We start from the raw sequence: 16,868 nt of genomic DNA, 5'->3' as shown, positions 1-16,868 counted from the left end.
TTGCAGAATGCTCACGCGCGACGACCGCGGATATGAGATCTTCGGTATCAGATCTGGGCGCCTGCGCCAATGCAGGGCGATCTGTGGTGCTGCGTCAGCCCAATCCCAGGGCCAGCGCGATGAGCTCGAAGGATCGGTGGCGGATGACGAGGTCTGCCTGCTCCTCCAGGGCAGGCTTCGCGCAGAACGCGATTCCCACTCCGGCGGCTGTGATCATGTCGAGATCATTGGCCCCATCGCCGACGGCGACGACATTGCCAGGTCGCAGCCCCTGTGATGCTGACCACTGTTCAAGATACTCCTTCTTGGCTGCGCGGTCGACGACGGCGCCGCGCACAGTGCCCTCGAGGGTGCCGGTGGCGGAGATGGCGAGGTCATTGGCGTGGAACCCGGTGAGTCCCAGTCGTTGGGCCAGCGGAGCCAGGACCTGGAGAAACCCGCCCGAGACGGCGTAGCTGGGCCAGCCGCGGCGGGCCAGCTCGGCGAGCAGCGCCTCGGCGCCCTGGGTGGGGGTGATCGAGGTGAGAGTGGAGGTGACCACGTCCTCGGGGAGGCCGCTCAGCACGGCGACCCGCTGGTGCAACGAGGCCTCGAAGTCGATCTCGCCGCGCATGGCCCGCTCGGTGACCTCCGCGACCTCGGCCTCGCGTCCGGCTCCGCGGGCCAGCAGTTCGATGACCTCCTGATCGATCAGCGTGGAGTCCACGTCCATGAGCAGCATGAGCCGTCCGTCCTCGGCGTGCAGCGTCTCACGCTGCTGTCCGGGCAGCACCGTCTGAGTGACGGGGCCCTGGAGCTGATCGGCGGCGTCCTCCAGGAGCGAGACCGCGAGCTGAGCCCCATAGGAATCATCGGCGTCATCCAGTGTCACAGACCAGCGGGCGGCCTGGACCTCGTCATCACCGGCGACCTGGACGTTTCGCAGCTCCACGCTGTGCACCACGCCGCGACGGGAGAACTCATGGGTCAGCGAGCGGATGAGCGGGCCGTCCAGGGAGGGGGCCGCCAGGAGGGCCACGGTGCCTTGCGGGACGTCAGGGTGTGGGAGCGCAGTCATAGCGTGTTCAGCCTATAGCTCCAGGTCCCGTTCGATAGTGTTGAGGCCATGAGTCCTGTCCTCGAAATCCAGAATGTCACCGTGCGCCGGGGGCGCAAGAATCTTCTCAACAACGTCTCCTGGACGGTGAATGAGGACGAGCGATGGGTGATCCTGGGCCCGAACGGCGCCGGCAAGACCACCCTGCTGCAGATCGCTGCAGCCCGGCTGTTCCCCACCACCGGCACCGCCCGGATCCTCGATGAGCAGCTGGGCGCCGTCGACGTCTTCGAGCTGCGTCCGCTGATCGGCTTCAGCTCGAACTCGCTGACCAGCACCATGCCGGTGCAGGAGACCGCGCTGAACGTCGTCGTCACCGCCGCCTACGGGGTGACCGGACGGTGGCGCGAGGAGTACGAGCAGCTGGACGAGCGGCGCGCCTTCGGGCTGCTCAACGAGTGGGGCGTGGGCACAGTCTTCGACCGGCCCTTCGGAACCCTGTCGGAGGGTGAGCGCAAGCGGGTGCAGATCGCACGAGCGCTGATGACCGACCCGGAGCTGCTGCTGCTGGATGAGCCCGGTGCGGGTCTGGACCTCGGTGGCCGAGAGGCACTCGTGGAGCGGACCAGCCAGCTGGTCACCAGTGAGGAGTCTCCCACCACCGTGCTGGTGACCCACCACCTCGAGGAGATACCGCCTGGTTTCACCCATGTGCTGCTGCTGCGCGACGGCGCGCCGGTCGCCTCCGGGCCCATCGAGGAGACCATGACCTCGACGAACCTCTCGAGGACCTTTGATACTGAGCTGGACCTGGTGCACCGTGACGGCCGCTATTCGGCCTTCAAGAAGCAGCCGGCACAGCACTGATGGAGGCGCTCAGCGACATTGCCCTGCACGGGCTTGGTCTGGAGATGCTGGCGCTGATCTTCGTCGCCGGCATCTGGGCGGGCGCCATCAACACTGTGGTCGGCTCCGGCACGCTGGTGACCTTTCCCGTGCTGGTGGCCATGGGTGTGCCACCGGTCTCGGCCACCGTGTCCAACGCGATGGGTCTGATCGCAGGAAACTTCACCGGAGCCTGGGGCTACCGGCGTGAGATCCGCCAGGTGAAGTCGGTGCTGATCAAGCTGATTCCGGCCTCGGTGCTGGGCGGAGTGATCGGGGCGGCGCTGCTGATCACGCTGCCCGAGGAGGTCTTCGGACGGGTCGCACCGATCCTGATCGTGGTCTCGTTGATCTTCGTGCTGGCGCAGCCCAGGCTTTCGGCCTGGGTCAGAGCGCGCGCCGCCCGGCGGGAATCGAGTGCAGACGGTTCCACCCCCTCCGCAGAGCCCGCTACGCAGGGCGCACCGGAGGAGCCTTCGAAGACTCCGTCCATGCCCACGGTGAGCCTGGTGCTGATGCTGCTCGTCTTCGCGGCCGGGATCTATGGCGGATATTTCGTCGCTGCGCAGGGCATTCTGCTGATGGGCATCCTGGGCATCTTCCTGATGGCGAACATCCAGCAGGCCAACGGCGTGAAGAACCTGCTGGTCGCCGTCGTGAACCTCACTGCCGCCATCAGCTACGTCCTGGTGGACTATCTGCTGCGTGAGCCGGATGAGCGGGTGATCCTCTGGGGCGTCGTGGCCATCATCGCGGTCGCCTCCACGCTCGGTGGCCTCATCGGAGCATGGGTGGGCCGGAGACTCTCCCCGCTGCTGCTTCGGGCGGTCATCGTCACGCTCGGCCTGGTGGCGCTGTTCGTGATGCTGCGCAACCTATTCATCGGCTGACCCTTCCTGGGCAGTTGAGTTTTCCGGCTACTTCGTATCCGCCGGAAAACTCAACTGCCCAGGAGGGTTTGGCATCTCGACGGCGTCCCGGCATGCTCCGGGGCAGGGGAGTGCCTGATTTGATATAGTGCTGTGTTGGTCCATTCTGGCCACGCCTCAGTTCCACGCTTCTGGCAAAATCCAGCGGCAGATGAAAAGGACACACCTCATGAAGTCTGATATCCACCCCAAGTACGAGCCGGTCATCTTCAACGACCTGGCCTCCGGCGAAAAGATCCTGACCCGCTCCACCACCTCGTCGAACAAGACGATGGAATGGGAAGACGGCAACACCTACCCGGTCATCGACGTCGAGATCTCCGCTGCGTCGCACCCGTTCTACACCGGCAAGCAGCGCATCATGGACTCCGCCGGTCGCGTCGAGCGCTTCAACGCTCGCTTCAAGGGCTTCGGAGGCAAGAAGTAAGGTACTCCCTGCTTCACACCCCAGCTTTCACGAAGGGCCGCAGTCGCTGACTGCGGCCCTTCTGCTGTCTGCAGCTCCCGCGCCCTGATGCTGAGGCGGCCCCAGTCGGGGCGTGCGCCGTTCAGACCAGGGCAGGCTTGAACTCTGTTCCGACCGTGCGGAGCGGTTCCACGCGACGCCACGCGTCCGCGAGAATCTCTACAGCCAGGCTGGTCTCCTCCTCCGGGTAGCCGAAGGGGAAGCGAAGGAAGCGCTCAAAGGCTCCGCCGAGTCCGAACCGCGGACCTGCGCCGATGGGGAGGCCCCCCTCACGCGCGGCCAATGCAAGCTGGGAGCTCACCGGATCTCCGATATTGACCCAGATGCACAACCCCCCGGCCACGTGGGGCACATCCCAATGCGGGAAGTGTGATCGGAGCAGTTTCTCCGCGTGGTCTCGCCCTTCCCGAAGCTGCACCGTGCGGTAGCGAAGGATCTCGTCGTACTGTCCGAGCAGCTCCAGGGCGATGAGCTGCTCGAGGATGGGGGTGCCCAGATCGTGGGCGTATCGGGATTGTTCGAGGCGTCGGATCTTGTCCTGCTCCGCACGGATCCATCCGATCCTCAGGCCGCCCCATACGGTCTTACTCATGGAACCGACGAGCAGTGCCGGCCCATAGGCCGCCAACGGAGCTCCCGCGGCACCATCGATGCACAGGTCCGCGGTGGTCTCGTCTGCCACCAGGAGCGAGTCGTGGTCTCTGGCGAGGTTCACCAGCAGCTCGCGCTGCTGAGCCGGCATGACGGCACCTGTCGGGTTGTGGAAGTCGGGCATCACGTAGGCAAGAGCAGGTCTTGCCTCGCGAAAGGTCTGCGCAAGTCCGTGCTCATCCCAGCCCCGACGCGGATCGACGGCGACGGGCACGAGCTTGCGAGCCTTCAGTCTCAGCGCGTCCGTGGCATGAGGATAACTGGGAGTCTCCACCAACGCGGTGTCTGCTCGGGACAGGAACGTCTTGGTGATCAGCGAGATTGCTTGCTGAGCTCCGAGTGTGACCATGATGTTCCCGGGTTCTGTCGGGAGACCCTTGGCCGTGTACCGCTCGGCCAGCACCTGGCGCAAACGGGGCAGTCCGAAGAGGTCATAGCCGGTGCCACCCAGATAGGCCGGCAGCTCCTGCGCGGCACGCAACGAGGCCTCACCCACCTGCGGAGCCGCAGGCAGGGCGACTTTGCTGAAGTCGAGCGTGGTGGTGGTTCGCGCCTCGATGTCCTCCAACGGGCTGTGGCGTCCCGGAATGGTGACCACACTGCCGGAACCGCGGGTGCTGCGAAGGTAGCCAGCCTCGCGCAGACGCGCATAGGCGGCCGCGACGGTTGTCCGACTCACCCCCAGCTCCGAGGCAAGTTCACGCTCGGCCGGCAGCCGCGTGCCGAGTGGGATCCGTCCGTCAAGCGCCAGGAGCCTGACCCGATCAGCCAGAGCGCCGTAGGCGGGGCCGCTTGCGCGCCACGCTCCGAGTTCCGTGACCAACCGGCGGGCAGTGAGAATCATCATCAGTCCACCATGCCACAATTGGCATCTTGTTGTAATGCCAATCTGCTGGTGAACTTCTCCTATGACTCTTCTTCGTGCATGGCGCGTGTCTCAGCTGCTGATCGGATTGTTCCTCTACGGGTTCTCACTCGCCATGATGATCAGAGCAACGCTCGGAGTCTCGCCCTGGGATGTCTTGGGTCAAGGCTCTGCGCTGCAGACAGGACTCCCGTTCGGTGTCATGACCAACATCATCGGGCTCATCGTGCTCCTGCTCTGGATCCCGCTGCGGCAGAAGCCTGGCATCGGGACCGTCCTCAACGTCCTGCTCGTCGGTCCAAGTGCTGAGGTCGGCCTCGCAGTGCTGGGCGAGCCGGAGGCTCTATGGGCACGGATCCTCTTGTTCACCGGAGGCCTGGTCCTGCTGGCCGTGGCCAGTGGACTCTACATCGGCGCGCAGTATGGACCCGGCCCCAGAGACGGGCTCATGACGGGGGTACATCGTCGCTTCGGGTGGCCCATCTGGCTGGTTCGCACCCTGATCGAGGGCACGGTCCTGCTCCTCGGTTGGCTCCTCGGCGGTCCCGTGGGACTGGGAACGGTGGCCGTCGTGCTGCTCATCGGGCCTCTGGTCCATCTGGCGCTGCCCATTTTCCGAATCCCGACCCGCCAAGAGCTCGAGAACGCCAGGCTTGAGCAAGAAGCGCCAGCCTACGTACAAGGATCATGATGCTCGCTCTACTCGCAGTGTTGCTCTTCACCGTTGCCCTCTTCGCCTATATCGGCAGAACCTCGGTACCCGCCAGGGAACGCATTCCGGTCATCCAGTGGAGTTCCAAAGACCTGTACCGCAACGCCTGGCGCGGGTTGGACCTCTGTTCTTCGCGCACACCCTTGGGACGGATGCTGGAAGGCCGCGGTGGCAAGAGCTCGGGTTGACGGAACCGGCCCGTCGTCAGAACAACACGCCTTCGGACATCTCGATGCGGCCGCAGGAATAGGATTGTCCTATGACGGAGACGCATCAGCATCACGGTGAGTACAAGGTCGTCGGCGGCAAGCTCGTCGTCGTCGATCTCCAGACCGACCTCGACCTGCGCACCCATCCGCGAGAAGCGACGATCACGGTCGCCTCGGTCAACGGGGACTTCTTCTTGGAGCCCGATGAGGCGCTGGACTCGCTCAATGCCGCGCTGGTCGGGCTGCCGGTTCGTGCCACGCGGGAAGAGATCGCCGAATCCGTGCGCGTCCAGCTGCCGACGGAGGCGCATATGTTCGGCTTCGATGAGTACGCGATCGCCACTGCGGTGCGCCGCGCTCTGGGTCATGCCACGCGCTGGGAGGACCACGCGTGGGAGGTCATGCCCGCGGTGCAGCTGCCCGTGGAGATGCATGTGGCGCTGGACCAGGTGCTCACCGAAGAGGTGGGACTGGGCAATCGCCCTCCGCTGATGCGCATGTGGGACTACTCGGGCCGGGCCGTGGTGATCGGGTCCTTCCAGTCGCTGGCCAACGAGGTGGATTCCGAGGCCGCCGAGCGCATGGGAGCCACCGTGGTGCGTCGAATCACCGGTGGGGGAGCGATGTACATGGACGAAGGCAGCTTCGTCACCTACTCGCTCTCCGTGCCGCAGTCGCTGGTGGACGGGCTCAGCTTCGCCGATTCCTATCCGTTCCTCGACGCCTGGGCGATGGAGGCGCTGACCGAGATCGGAATCTCCGCCTCCTATAAGCCGCTCAACGACATCGTCTCCGCCGAGGGCAAGATCGGCGGGGCCGCGCAGAAGCGGTTGGCCAGCGGTGCGATGGTGCACCACGTGACGATGAGCTACGACATGAACGCCGACGACATGCTTCAGGTGCTGCGCATCGGCCGGGAGAAGATCTCCGACAAGGGGATCACCTCGGCGGCGAAGCGCGTGGATCCGTTGCGCAGTCAGACGGGCCTGGCGCGGGAGGAGATCCTGAAGGTCTTCGTGGAGACCTTCGCGCGGAAGTACGACGCCAAGGTCGCCGAGATTCGTCCAGAGGAGCTCGCGCGCGCGGAAAAGCTCGTGGAGGAGAAGTTCAGCACCCAGGCGTGGACCGCCAGAGTGCCCTGAGCTGGGAGGATCGCGCGATCCCCGAGGACGACGACGTCGCGTGCACGGGTCCCCGATTCGCCGTCTGGTTCCGCGCCGTGCTAATGTTTCTTGTCGCTGCCAATGAGGCAGAAACAATGCGCGGGTGGCGGAATAGGTAGACGCGCTAGCTTGAGGTGCTAGTCCTCGTATAAGAGGGTAGGGGTTCAAGTCCCCTTCCGCGCACATTGTGAATGCGGCACACAAATGCCGCACAGGCCCCGGTCTGACGAGGAGAGATCCCGTCGGCCGGGGTTTTCTGTGCCCGTCCCTCTCCCGCCGCGTTGAGGGGCGGATTCTCCGGATGTCTCATGAGGTTTTCGGCCTGTGCTGCCCGGTATTTCCGCCGCTCAACGGAGGGGGGAGGGCTGCGAGACTCGGTCTTGTCGCGGACCGACGGGCTGTGCTCGGATCAGCGATCAGCGATCACCGATCAGCGATCGTCGGCGTTGGCGATGTCCGAGTAGTCTTCGGGTTCGCCGCCGTCGTTCTCCGCCCACTGCTCCGCGCAGGTTCCGCCGGCAGGATTAGGTTCCCAGTCGGCGCGGGCCTGGGACTGCTCCCAGAGCCTCGCATTGATCTCATCCTCAGACTGTCCGGTCCGGACCAGCGTCGACGTCTCATTCCCCTCCCAGCACGCGGTGTGGGCCTCCAGATACTCCCACTCACCAATCTCCAGGTAGTCAGGGTGGCACAACGGATCTGGCATCGCCCCGGTGCCGTCCCACTCCTGAGGCCACCCGACCGGCTGTTCGCCGTTGTTGTGCTCGGTCTTCTCGGCCAGCGCCTCGTCGTCGTCGCAGTAGAGGTGGTGGACTTCGGCGCCGTCGTCCTCTTCCGGGGAGATGTAGTGGAAGTCGACACCATCCGAACCGATCGTGATTTGTTGGCCGCCGCGACGTTCACCAGCGTCCACCGCATCGCCTGCCACGGCGGATTCTTCCTGGCTGGCATCAACGATGGTCTGGGTCGTCTCGCTGGGGCTTGGCGCCGACTCCGTGTCACTGGAATCTGCCGCCGTGACATCTGCGGCAGGGGCGTCAGCCGCGCAGGCTGAGAGCAGCAGCGCCGCGGCGGCGATCGACAGGACAGGTGACCAGGTTTTCCTCAGCATGAACACACCTTACATATTCACTGTTCCGATGTGAACAATAATCGGCATTCTGTGCCTTTTCAGAGGTGGATTCTCGGAGCATGTCGAGCCGTTTCGGAACCAAGTACGCGGATATTCCGCCACCCGACGGAAAAAACCTCAGTCCTTATGCGCCATAAGACCCACATCACGCGCTGAGGGGCGGATTCTACGAGTACTTGATGGGGCGATAGGCCCTATCTACTCGGAGAATCCGCCCCTCAGCGTGGAGTGGGGTCCGCCACTCAGCGCGGCTGGCGGTGGGTCAGTTGGTGGGAGTGCCTGAACCGGGGTTCTTCCGCGAACGATTGCGGAACATCCGGAAGAGCTTTCGGCCGAGCCACATGAGTACTGTTCTGAAGATCATGTCAGGAGCATATCCGAGTACCCCCGTGTGGGCACGTCTCGGCGTGATGGACCGGGCGTGCGCACGACTCCGCAGGCGAATCCCGAAGTGGCTAGGCTGGGCACAGAGATCCCGACCCCCTGAGGAGAGCATCTGTGAGCACCGCATCCGGCGCGACCCCCGCAGCAGCGGCTGAAGCAGAGGTCGTCGACTTCTGCCGAGACCTGATCAGGCTCGATACGTCCAACTGGGGGGAGGGGCGGTCCAACGGTGAGCGCGAGGCCGCCGAGTACTGTGCTGCCATCATGCGACAGGCGGGCCTGGCTCCAGAGATCTTCGAGTCCGCGCCGGGCCGCACGTCCGTCGTCGCCCGGATGACCGGCAGCAACCCGGAGCTCGGCGCGCTGGTCGTGCACGGGCACCTTGATGTGGTCCCCGCTCAGGCGCAGGACTGGCAGGTGGACCCCTTCGCCGCGGAGATCCGCGACGGCATGATCTGGGGCCGCGGTGCCGTGGACATGAAGGACATGGACGCGATGATTCTGGCCTCCATGCTGCGGATGCACCGTGAGGGTCACCAGCCGCAGCGTGATCTCATCTTCGCCTTCTTCGCCGATGAGGAGGACAACGGAAACTTCGGCGCCAAGTGGATGGTCAAGAACCACCCCGAGGTCTTCGAAGGTGCCACCGAGGCCATCAGCGAGGTCGGCGGCTTCTCCACCGACGTCGCCGGGAAGCGTGCCTACCTGATCCAGACCGGGGAGAAGGGCCTGCACTGGACCAAGATGACCGCCTCCGGGACGGCTGGGCATGGATCCGCGATCCACAGCGACAACCCGGTCGTCCGGCTCGGGGCCGCCGTAGCCGCCATCGGTGAGTACGAGTGGCCGCTGGACTACACCAAGACCACCCGCGCGCTGATGGAGCAGCTCTCCGAGCTCACCGGCATCCCCTTCGATGAGGAGGACCCCTCCGAGCTGCTCGCCGCCACCGGCAGCGCCTCGAAGTTCATCTCCGCCACGCTGCGCAACACGTCGAACCCGACCCTGCTCGAGGCCGGATACAAGCACAACGTGGTCCCCGGATCCGCCTCCGCGCTGGTGGACGCGCGCACGCTGCCCGAGCAGGACGCCCAGGTCGCCGCGAAGCTCGAGGAGCTCGCCGGCGAGAAGGTCAGCTTCGAGCTGCTCAACGGAGGCCCTTCCCTGGAGGTGCCGTTCTCCGGACTGCTGGTCGAGCAGATGGTCGCCTCGCTCAAGGCCGAGGACCCCGATGCCGCGGTGCTGCCCTACATGCTCGGCGGCGGCACCGACAACAAACACCTGGCCTCCTTGGGCATCTCGGGGTACGGCTTCGCCCCGCTGCAGCTGCCCGCGGAGCTCGACTTCACCGGAATGTTCCACGGAGTCGACGAGCGCGTCCCCGTGGAGGCGCTGGTCTTCGGAGTCCGGGTGCTGCACCGCTTCCTCGCGGCCCAGTAGGGACCCTGGCAGACGACGACGGCGCGCGGCCCCCAGCGGCGCGCCCACATAGCACCACACCAGTCGAGCCCCCACATCAGGAGCATCCATGGATCCGATCACCGCCGTGCTGAGCGAGGCGCTGCTGGCGCGCATCGCCGCCAGGGCACCCGGCTACGACGAGCGCAATGAGTTCTGCCACGAAGACCTCGCCGAGCTCACCGCCGCCGGGTATCTGCGCGCCCTGGTCCCCGTGGATCGAGGAGGCCTGGGCTGGGACCTGCCGAGTCTCGTCGCCGCTCAGCGCCGCCTCGCCGCGGCCGCCCCAGCGACCGCGTTGGCCGTGAACATGCACCATATCTGGGTCAGCGTGTCCCGGCAGATGGTCGAGCGCGGCCACACCGAGTTCGAGCAGGTGCTCCACGAGGCGGCAGCAGGAGAGGTCTTCGCCTTCGGCATCTCGGAGGCGGGCAACGATGCGGTGCTCTTCGACTCCACGACCGAGGCGAGCGTCGACGACGACGGCTCGGTCACCTTCACAGGGACTAAGATCTTCACCACGCTGGCCCCGGTATGGACCCGACTCGGGCTCTTCGGCAAAGACACCTCAGCCACGGGGGCCGAGGGCGAGACCCCGCTGATCTTCGGCTTCCTCGAACGAGAGACCTCCGGCTGGCGCACCCTCGAGAATTGGGACACTCTCGGGATGCGCGCGACGCAGTCACATGCCACGTCCCTCGAGGGCGCCCGAATCCCGGCGGATCGGATCGTCCGACGGCTTCCCGTGGGCCCGAACCCGGATCCGCTGGTCTTCGCGATCTTCTCCTCGTTCCTGACCCTGCTCGCCGCGGTCTACACCGGTATCGGCGATCGAGCACTCACGCTCGGTGCGGAGCTGGTGGCCAAGCGGACCTCCCTGACCAGCGGAGAGTCCATGGATCGGGACCCAGACGTGCGCTACAAGCTGGCGGAGGCTCAGCTCGCGCAGCTCTCCCTGGACTCACAGCTCCGCGGGATCGCCGGGGAGGTGGAGTCGGGAGCGGAGCACGGGGCCTCCTGGTTCCCTCGCCTCGCGGCGCTGCGGACCACGGCGACCCGGACCGCACGTCAGGTCGTGGACCAGGTGCTCAGCGTCAGCGGCGGGGCGCAGTATCACCGGGAATCGGAGCTCAGCAGGCTCTACCGGGATTCGCTCGCGGGGATCCATCACCCCTCCGATGACGAATCCGCTCATCGCACGCTGGCGACCTACACCCTGGGCCCACTCTGAGACCCGCTGGCTCTGAGACCCACTGGCGCAGCCCCTCCAGGACGCAGCTCGGCGGCAACCGGGCATCCGACACGGTCAGAGTGTGCGCTGGACCCGCATCACACGCCGGCGCAGCCAATATCTGCGCAGTCCGCCGGTGTACATCACGGAGCGGCGGAGCTCCCATTTGCCGTACTCGGCATGGTCGATGACCCGCCTGCGCGCCTGATTCAGGGATTCCTGCGGCTGGCAGGTGATGACCATGTACTCCCAGGTGGGGCCCGCGTCGTCGACCTCTGAATAGAGCTCAGCGGTGGGCTGGGACCACCAGTTCTGCTGCGCCATCGGGTGTTCACCTTCACTTTCGCCGGGAAGCCTCAGCCTACGTGGGAAGGCCCCCGACTCCGAGTTCATGACCAGGACTTACCGAAGTGGTGTCTCGTTGGTACGGTGAGCGTATGACTATGGATCCTCGCGTGGCACTCAACGCGCTGACAAACGCTCTCGAAGAGCACCTCTCCGCCTCGATGAACCGCCGTGGAGATGAGGATCCGGCGGTCGAGTCAGCCTTCTACAACATCTCCGACGCCTTCGAGGCCTACGAGGATGCGCTCTTCGCCGCCAGCGGTGAGGTGACCCCGCTGGATCTCTATGACGAGGAAGACGGCGAGGACGACCTCGACGAGGACGAGGACTCCGAGGATGACCCGGCCCTCGACTCCGAGGAAGAGATCTACGAGGACGAGGAAGAAGAGCAGCGCTAGCCCGTCGCGGCCTGAGAGTCGCATCTGATCAGCACCGACACCGCTGTTGATCGCCCCGCACCGAGGCCTGATGCTCTAAGCTCGGCGTGTGCAGTGGATTGAAGCGATCATACTCGGACTGGTCCAGGGGCTGACCGAATTCCTCCCCATCTCCTCCTCTGCGCACCTGCGCATCGTGGGGGAGTTCCTGCCCGGTGCCGCGGATCCAGGGGCGGCCTTCACGGCCATCACCCAGCTCGGCACCGAGCTGGCGGTGCTGGTCTACTTCTGGCGCGACATCGTGCGGATCGTGAAAGCATGGTTCGCCGCGCTCGCGGGCAAGCTTCCACATTCAGACGCCGATGTGCGGATGGGCTGGCTGATCATCATCGGCACCATCCCGATCGTGGTGCTGGGGCTGCTGCTCGAGGACATGATCGAATCGGTCTTCCGCACGCTCTGGCTCACCGCCACGATGCTGGTCGTCTTCGCTGTGGCGCTGGCCTTCGCCGACGCCTACGGCAAACAGCGCAAACCCCTGGATCAGCTCAGCGTCCGTGACGGCATCATCTTCGGCTTCGCCCAGGCGCTGGCGCTGATCCCCGGAGTCTCCCGTTCGGGCGGGTCCATCACGGCGGGCCTGCTGCTGGGCTACACCCGCGAGGCCGCGGCCCGCTATTCCTTCCTGCTGGCCATCCCCGCCGTGTTCGGATCCGGGTTCTACAAGCTCTTCGGCACCCTCGGGGAGCAGCCCGGTCCCTACACCATGGGTCAGACCCTGGTGGCCACGGTTGTCGGGTTCTTTGTGGCCTATGTGATCATCGGCTGGTTCCTGAAATACGTCTCCACCAACTCGTACACGATCTTCGTCAACTACCGGATCCTGCTGGGTCTCTTCGTCTACATCATGCTGGGCCTCGGAATCATCAACGCCTGATCCGCGTTGGACTTCTGAGACCTGTTGCGCTGACGATCCCGTCGCATGACTGCTGACCCCAACGGTGAAAGGACCCCTGCGTGAAATCGTGGACCTCCCCGGACGTGCCCGCCCTGCCTGCGCTGCCCGAAAATCTGCAGCTGCACGACACCTCCACGGGGGCGCTGGTGCCGGTGACGTCCGACGACGGCGTGGGGTCGCTCTACGTCTGCGGCATCACCCCCTATGACGCGACCCACCTGGGTCACGCCAACACGTATGTCCAGTTCGACCTGCTGGTCCGCTATTGGCGCGCCGCCGGGCTGGAGGTTAACTACGTGCAGAACGTCACCGACATCGATGACCCGCTGCTCGAGAGAGCCACCGCCACCGGCGTCGACTGGTTCGACCTGGCGCAGGAGCAGACCGAGCTCTTCCGCGAAGACATGTCTGCGCTGGGTGTGATCGCCCCCGATGCCTACCTCGGCGCCGTTGAGACGATCCCGGTGGTCGCGAAGGATGTGGAGCGCCTGGTCGAGCTCGGCATGGCCTACCCCGTGCCCGTCCCGGTCCAGGAGCTCGCCGACGGCGTGGCGCCCGGTTCCGCTGAAGCCTTCGACATCTACTTCGACACCGCTCAGGCTGAGGCCACCACTCCGTGGACCCTGGGCAGCATCGGCAACTACGACCGCGCCCAGATGGAGGAGCTCTTCCCGCAGCGTGGTGGTGACCCGCAGCGGCCGCATAAGCGTGACCCGCTGGATCCGCTGCTCTGGCGAGCCCGCCGCGACGGGGAGCCGCACTGGGACGGTCGCAGCCTCGGCGAAGGGCGGCCCGGATGGCACATCGAATGTTCGGTGATCGCACGGCGCCATCTCCCCGCCCCGTTCATGGTCCAGGGAGGCGGGTCCGACCTGCGCTTCCCGCACCACGAGTTCAGCGCCGCCCACGCCACAGCGGCCGACGGCGTCGCCCTGGCCAGCACCTACATGCACACCGGAATGGTCGGCCTGGACGGGGAGAAGATGTCCAAGTCCAAGGGGAACCTTGTGCTCTCCTCGCGACTGCGCGCCGAAGGCATCGACCCCCAGGTGATCCGCACGCTGCTGCTCTCGCACCACTACCGCGAAGACTGGAGCTACGCGCCGGATCAGCTCCGCGACGCCGCCCAGCGCTGGACGCGGTGGAACCAGGCACTCGCCTCGGCGCCCGAGACCGACGGCTACGGCGAACTCGGCACGGACTCCGCCGTCCCGGATGACCTCCAGTACGCCCTGCACTCGGCACTGTCACAGAACCTGAACGCCCCCGCCGCGCTGGAGACGCTCGACATGTGGGCCGAGGGTCGGTTGGCAGCAGATTCAAGCCGGGAGCGCGTGGCCGCCGTGGTCAAGGCGCTTCTGGGGATCGAGCTCCTCGCCGCGGAGCCGGCCCACAGCATGGCCGCCTCGGGCGTCGAGGCGCTGCGTTGAGCTGAAGAAGCTCAGCTCTCCGGCGGTTTGCGACGGCGCAGGTAGCGTTCGAACTCCTGGGCGATCGCCTCGCCGCTGGCCTCAGGAAGGTTCGTCGTGTCCGTGGCCTCTTCAAGCTGCTTGACATAGTCGGCGATCTCCGTGTCCTCCTCGGCCAGATCATCGACGCCGCGCTCCCAGGCCTCCGCGTCCTCGGCCACTTCGCTCTCATCCAGCGTGAGACCCAGCAGGTCCTCGAGCTCACGCATGATGGCGAGCTGCGCCTTCGGTGAGGGTGCCTGGCCCACATAGTGGGGGATGGCGGCCCACAGCGACACCGCCGGCAGTCCTGCCTGCGCCGCCGTATGGGCGAGCACCCCCACGATCCCGGTGGGGCCCTCATAGCTGGGTTCATCGATTTCGAGGATCTCCTGCAGCGCCACGTCCTCGCTGGAGAGCGAGGCCGGGATCGGTCGGGTGTGCGGGACATCGGCGAGCAGCGCGCCCACCAGGACGATCCCGGAGACATCGTTCTCGGCCGCACGGGTCAGGAGATCTGCGGTGAAGGCCTGCCAGCGGAAGCTCGGTTCCACGCCGTGGACCAGCAACAGGTCGACGGCGGCGCGCGCCGGGCGGGCACGGTAGATCTTCGTCGAGGGCCAGATGATCTCCCGGTGGCCGCCGGTGCTGCGCACCTTGGGGCGGGAGAACTGGTAGTCGTAATATCCCTCATCCTCGACCTTGCCGATGAGCTCCGCGCCGCAGGCCTGACCGACTGCACGCACGGCCGAAGAGGCGGCCGCCCCGGCGTCGTTCCATCCCTCGAAGGCCATGACCATCACGGTGGGGCGCGCCCCTGCGCGCTGGCTCTCCTCATCGGTGGCCGCGGCAGACTGCGCCGCGCGCAGATGATCCGCGAAGCGCTGGGCGAAGCCCTCAGGCACGGAGCCTTCTCCGGTCTGGCCTTCTCCGGTGTGCCGTTCAGCTCCCGGATCAGTGCCGTCGGCGGACGTCTCCTCCGGTGGGATCTCTTCATTCACGCAACTCACACTATCCCCCTGGGGGGTGCATTAGAAGCGTACGATGTTGCCCATGTCTTCGACCTTCCCCTCAGCAGTGCAGACCAGGACAGAGCAGCCAGAGGATGCCCCCGAAGGGGTCACCGGAGCGCTGCAGGCGGTGTTCTGGGACATGGATGGCACCATGGTCGATACCGAGCCGTTCTGGATCGCTGAGGAGCGCAGCCTGGTCGAGGCGCACGGCGGTGTCTGGACCGAGGAGCAGGCGCACAGCCTCGTCGGGCAGGCCCTGACTCATAGCGCGGTCGTGCTTCAGGAGGCCGGCGTGGCGATGACCTCCCGCGAGATCATCGACCACCTCATCACGCGCGTGGCGGCTCGCGCCCAGGCCGATATGCCCTGGCGCCCCGGGGCCCGCGAGCTGCTCGCCGATCTCAACGCCGCCGGTGTGCGCTGCGCGCTGGTGACCATGAGCGAGAAGCCGCTGGCCCAAGCGATCGTCGAGGCGCTGCCGAGCGGGCAGATGGAGTTCATCGTCAGTGGTGACATGGTCTCCCGGGGCAAGCCCGATCCGGAGGCCTACCTGCAGGCCTTCCAGAAGATGGCGGCGGACCACCTTCAGCGCACCGGTGTCAAGCTGCAGATGAACCGCTGCATCGCGATCGAAGATTCGATTCCCGGAGTCTCCTCTGCGGCCGACTCGGGTCTGGTCACCATCGCCGTGCCGCATTACACGCCGATCCCCGAGGACGACCGCTGGCAGCTGCTCCCGGGTCTCAGCGGGGTCGACGCGGCCAGCCTCGAACAGCTGCTGCCCCGATGACGTCCCGCCCCGGCACAGGCGCACGCCGCTCCGCGCGGATGCGGATCGCCGGGGTGCCCGTCCGCTTCCGGGTCTCCTGGTTCTTGGTCAGCGGTGCCATCGTGCTGCTGTTCGGCCCTCAGGTGCAGCGCATCTTTCCAGAACTGGGAATCCTGGCCTACGCCGTCGCCCTGGGCTACGCGCTGCTGCTGATGCTCTCGGTGCTCGCCCACGAACTTGCCCACGCCCTGGCCGCGAGATCGTTCGGCTGGCCTTCCACCGAGATCGAGCTGAACCTCTGGGGCGGGCACACCGAGTTTCTCGCACACCGCGCCACACCGGTGAAGTCGCTCGCCGTTTCCCTGGCTGGCCCGGCGGCGAACCTGGTGATCGCCGGGCTCGGCTGGTACTTCTCCGGACTCTTCGAACTGACCGGGGTGGCCGCGCTGCTGATCCAGGTCACCGTGCTGGTGAACTTCATGGTCGGAGTCTTCAACCTGTTGCCTGGTCTGCCGCTGGATGGTGGACGCATCGTGGAATCCGCCGTCTGGGGTGCCACGGGCAGCCAGGACCGCGGACTGCGCGCAGCGGGGTGGGCGGGGCGCGTCGTCGTCGTGCTGCTGCTGAGCGGACTGGCTGTGCTGGTGATCACCGGGATCCGCGAGATCAGCCTGGTGGTGGTCGTGGTGGCGGTGATGGTGAGCTTCTTCCTCTGGCAGGGCGCCTCGGAGAGCATCCGGGTGGCCAACGCGCGGCTGAGCAGGTCCCGCTGAGCGAGCGCCTTCTCGGTGCATGACCGTCCACAGCGCCGACGGCCTCGACAGCGATAGGCTGAAC

At 66.0% G+C, this 16,868-nt stretch carries 18 protein-coding genes and 1 tRNA gene; 14 read left to right on the top strand and 5 right to left on the bottom strand.

The genetic code is table 11. From position 1 onward, the window contains the following. Positions 1-94: 94 nt before the first annotated feature. Complete coding sequence (serB, locus tag IY716_RS02725) at positions 95-1,057, bottom strand: phosphoserine phosphatase SerB (protein ID WP_218220088.1); 963 nt, start codon at positions 1,055-1,057, stop codon at positions 95-97. Positions 1,058-1,105: 48 nt separating this feature from the next. Here serB and IY716_RS02720 point away from each other — a divergent pair, with 48 nt between their 5' ends. The 3 genes from IY716_RS02720 (at position 1,106) to IY716_RS02710 (ending at position 3,277) form a co-directional block, all read left to right on the top strand. Continuing rightward, complete coding sequence (locus IY716_RS02720) at positions 1,106-1,903, top strand: ABC transporter ATP-binding protein (protein ID WP_218220087.1); 798 nt, start codon at positions 1,106-1,108, stop codon at positions 1,901-1,903. Further along, on the top strand, positions 1,903-2,811 hold the full coding sequence (locus tag IY716_RS02715) for a sulfite exporter TauE/SafE family protein (RefSeq protein ID WP_255316406.1): 909 nt from the start codon (positions 1,903-1,905) through the stop codon (positions 2,809-2,811). Before IY716_RS02720 ends, IY716_RS02715 begins: the two co-directional genes overlap by 1 nt. A gap of 208 nt (positions 2,812-3,019) precedes the next feature. After that, complete coding sequence (locus IY716_RS02710; protein WP_192590665.1) at positions 3,020-3,277, top strand: type B 50S ribosomal protein L31; 258 nt, start codon at positions 3,020-3,022, stop codon at positions 3,275-3,277. 121 nt (positions 3,278-3,398) lie between these two features. Here IY716_RS02710 and IY716_RS02705 read toward each other — a convergent pair whose 3' ends face one another. Then, complete coding sequence (locus IY716_RS02705) at positions 3,399-4,814, bottom strand: PLP-dependent aminotransferase family protein (RefSeq protein WP_255316405.1); 1,416 nt, start codon at positions 4,812-4,814, stop codon at positions 3,399-3,401. A gap of 61 nt (positions 4,815-4,875) precedes the next feature. On the opposite strand from IY716_RS02705, the gene IY716_RS02700 reads away from it, so the two are divergent. The 4 genes from IY716_RS02700 (at position 4,876) to IY716_RS02685 (ending at position 7,099) form a co-directional block, all read left to right on the top strand. Further along, positions 4,876-5,523 carry a YitT family protein gene (locus tag IY716_RS02700; RefSeq protein ID WP_218220086.1) on the top strand — a complete coding sequence of 216 codons (648 nt, stop codon included), beginning with the start codon at positions 4,876-4,878 and terminating at the stop codon, positions 5,521-5,523. Next, positions 5,523-5,732 carry a hypothetical protein gene (locus tag IY716_RS02695; protein WP_218220085.1) on the top strand — a complete coding sequence of 70 codons (210 nt, stop codon included), beginning with the start codon at positions 5,523-5,525 and terminating at the stop codon, positions 5,730-5,732. Before IY716_RS02700 ends, IY716_RS02695 begins: the two co-directional genes overlap by 1 nt. Before the next feature lie 71 nt (positions 5,733-5,803). After that, positions 5,804-6,895, top strand: a complete 1,092-nt coding sequence (locus IY716_RS02690) for a biotin/lipoate A/B protein ligase family protein (protein WP_218220084.1) — start codon at positions 5,804-5,806, stop codon at positions 6,893-6,895. Between the two features lie 118 nt (positions 6,896-7,013). Next, positions 7,014-7,099: transfer RNA gene (locus tag IY716_RS02685), tRNA-Leu, on the top strand. A gap of 247 nt (positions 7,100-7,346) precedes the next feature. Here IY716_RS02685 and IY716_RS02680 read toward each other — a convergent pair. After that, positions 7,347-8,027, bottom strand: a complete 681-nt coding sequence (locus IY716_RS02680; protein WP_218220083.1) for a hypothetical protein — start codon at positions 8,025-8,027, stop codon at positions 7,347-7,349. 519 nt (positions 8,028-8,546) lie between these two features. Here IY716_RS02680 and IY716_RS02675 point away from each other — a divergent pair. Next, the gene (locus IY716_RS02675) at positions 8,547-9,872 is read left to right on the top strand and encodes a M20/M25/M40 family metallo-hydrolase (RefSeq protein ID WP_218220082.1); all 1,326 of its coding nucleotides are present in this window, start codon (positions 8,547-8,549) and stop codon (positions 9,870-9,872) included. An 88-nt stretch (positions 9,873-9,960) separates the two neighbouring features. Then, positions 9,961-11,121, top strand: coding sequence for an acyl-CoA dehydrogenase family protein (locus IY716_RS02670; protein WP_218220081.1), 1,161 nt, complete (start codon positions 9,961-9,963; stop codon positions 11,119-11,121). Between the two features lie 75 nt (positions 11,122-11,196). Here IY716_RS02670 and IY716_RS02665 read toward each other — a convergent pair whose 3' ends face one another. Continuing rightward, entirely contained in the window at positions 11,197-11,364 is a 168-nt protein-coding gene (locus IY716_RS02665; RefSeq protein ID WP_369699667.1) for a DUF5703 family protein, read from the bottom strand. A gap of 194 nt (positions 11,365-11,558) precedes the next feature. Between IY716_RS02665 and IY716_RS02660 the strand changes: the two genes are divergently transcribed. The 3 genes from IY716_RS02660 to mshC all read left to right on the top strand — a co-directional run bounded on the left by IY716_RS02660 (position 11,559) and on the right by mshC (position 14,231). After that, positions 11,559-11,864, top strand: a complete 306-nt coding sequence (locus IY716_RS02660; RefSeq protein ID WP_218220080.1) for a primosomal protein — start codon at positions 11,559-11,561, stop codon at positions 11,862-11,864. Between the two features lie 88 nt (positions 11,865-11,952). Then, positions 11,953-12,780, top strand: a complete 828-nt coding sequence (locus tag IY716_RS02655) for an undecaprenyl-diphosphate phosphatase (RefSeq protein ID WP_218220079.1) — start codon at positions 11,953-11,955, stop codon at positions 12,778-12,780. 80 nt (positions 12,781-12,860) lie between these two features. After that, positions 12,861-14,231: a cysteine--1-D-myo-inosityl 2-amino-2-deoxy-alpha-D-glucopyranoside ligase gene (gene mshC, locus IY716_RS02650; RefSeq protein WP_218220078.1), complete on the top strand. Its 1,371-nt coding sequence runs from the start codon at positions 12,861-12,863 to the stop codon at positions 14,229-14,231. A gap of 11 nt (positions 14,232-14,242) precedes the next feature. On the opposite strand, the gene IY716_RS02645 is transcribed toward mshC, so the two are convergent. Next, positions 14,243-15,250, bottom strand: a complete 1,008-nt coding sequence (locus tag IY716_RS02645; protein ID WP_369699565.1) for a PAC2 family protein — start codon at positions 15,248-15,250, stop codon at positions 14,243-14,245. A gap of 52 nt (positions 15,251-15,302) precedes the next feature. Between IY716_RS02645 and IY716_RS02640 the strand changes: the two genes are divergently transcribed. Next, entirely contained in the window at positions 15,303-16,052 is a 750-nt protein-coding gene (locus IY716_RS02640) for an HAD family phosphatase (RefSeq protein ID WP_218220077.1), read from the top strand. Beyond that, complete coding sequence (locus IY716_RS02635; protein WP_218220076.1) at positions 16,049-16,804, top strand: site-2 protease family protein; 756 nt, start codon at positions 16,049-16,051, stop codon at positions 16,802-16,804. Before IY716_RS02640 ends, IY716_RS02635 begins: the two co-directional genes overlap by 4 nt. Positions 16,805-16,868: the final 64 nt, after the last annotated feature.

The sequence above is a fragment of the Nesterenkonia sp. Act20 genome (assembly GCF_019173455.1).
In the GTDB taxonomy this organism is placed as follows: Bacteria; Actinomycetota; Actinomycetes; order Actinomycetales; family Micrococcaceae; genus Nesterenkonia.
The sequence above is the reverse complement of the archived record's forward strand: the minus strand, read 5'-3'. Positions and strand labels throughout refer to the sequence as shown.

Bases quoted from the DNA above. Each gene is read 5' to 3' on its own strand.
- IY716_RS02680 (WP_218220083.1), bottom strand. From the start codon at position 8,027: ATGCTGAGGAAAACCTGGTCACCTGTCCTGTCGATCGCCGCCGCGGCG.
- IY716_RS02720 (WP_218220087.1), top strand. From the start codon at position 1,106: ATGAGTCCTGTCCTCGAAATCCAGAATGTCACCGTGCGCCGGGGGCGC.
- IY716_RS02695 (WP_218220085.1), top strand. From the start codon at position 5,523: ATGCTCGCTCTACTCGCAGTGTTGCTCTTCACCGTTGCCCTCTTCGCC.
- IY716_RS02705 (WP_255316405.1), bottom strand. From the start codon at position 4,814: ATGATGATTCTCACTGCCCGCCGGTTGGTCACGGAACTCGGAGCGTGG.
- IY716_RS02635 (WP_218220076.1), top strand. From the start codon at position 16,049: ATGACGTCCCGCCCCGGCACAGGCGCACGCCGCTCCGCGCGGATGCGG.
- IY716_RS02670 (WP_218220081.1), top strand. From the start codon at position 9,961: ATGGATCCGATCACCGCCGTGCTGAGCGAGGCGCTGCTGGCGCGCATC.
- IY716_RS02665 (WP_369699667.1), bottom strand. From the start codon at position 11,364: ATGGTCATCACCTGCCAGCCGCAGGAATCCCTGAATCAGGCGCGCAGG.
- IY716_RS02700 (WP_218220086.1), top strand. From the start codon at position 4,876: ATGACTCTTCTTCGTGCATGGCGCGTGTCTCAGCTGCTGATCGGATTG.
- IY716_RS02710 (WP_192590665.1), top strand. From the start codon at position 3,020: ATGAAGTCTGATATCCACCCCAAGTACGAGCCGGTCATCTTCAACGAC.
- serB (WP_218220088.1), bottom strand. From the start codon at position 1,057: ATGACTGCGCTCCCACACCCTGACGTCCCGCAAGGCACCGTGGCCCTC.
- IY716_RS02660 (WP_218220080.1), top strand. From the start codon at position 11,559: ATGACTATGGATCCTCGCGTGGCACTCAACGCGCTGACAAACGCTCTC.
- IY716_RS02690 (WP_218220084.1), top strand. From the start codon at position 5,804: ATGACGGAGACGCATCAGCATCACGGTGAGTACAAGGTCGTCGGCGGC.
- IY716_RS02715 (WP_255316406.1), top strand. From the start codon at position 1,903: ATGGAGGCGCTCAGCGACATTGCCCTGCACGGGCTTGGTCTGGAGATG.
- IY716_RS02640 (WP_218220077.1), top strand. From the start codon at position 15,303: ATGTCTTCGACCTTCCCCTCAGCAGTGCAGACCAGGACAGAGCAGCCA.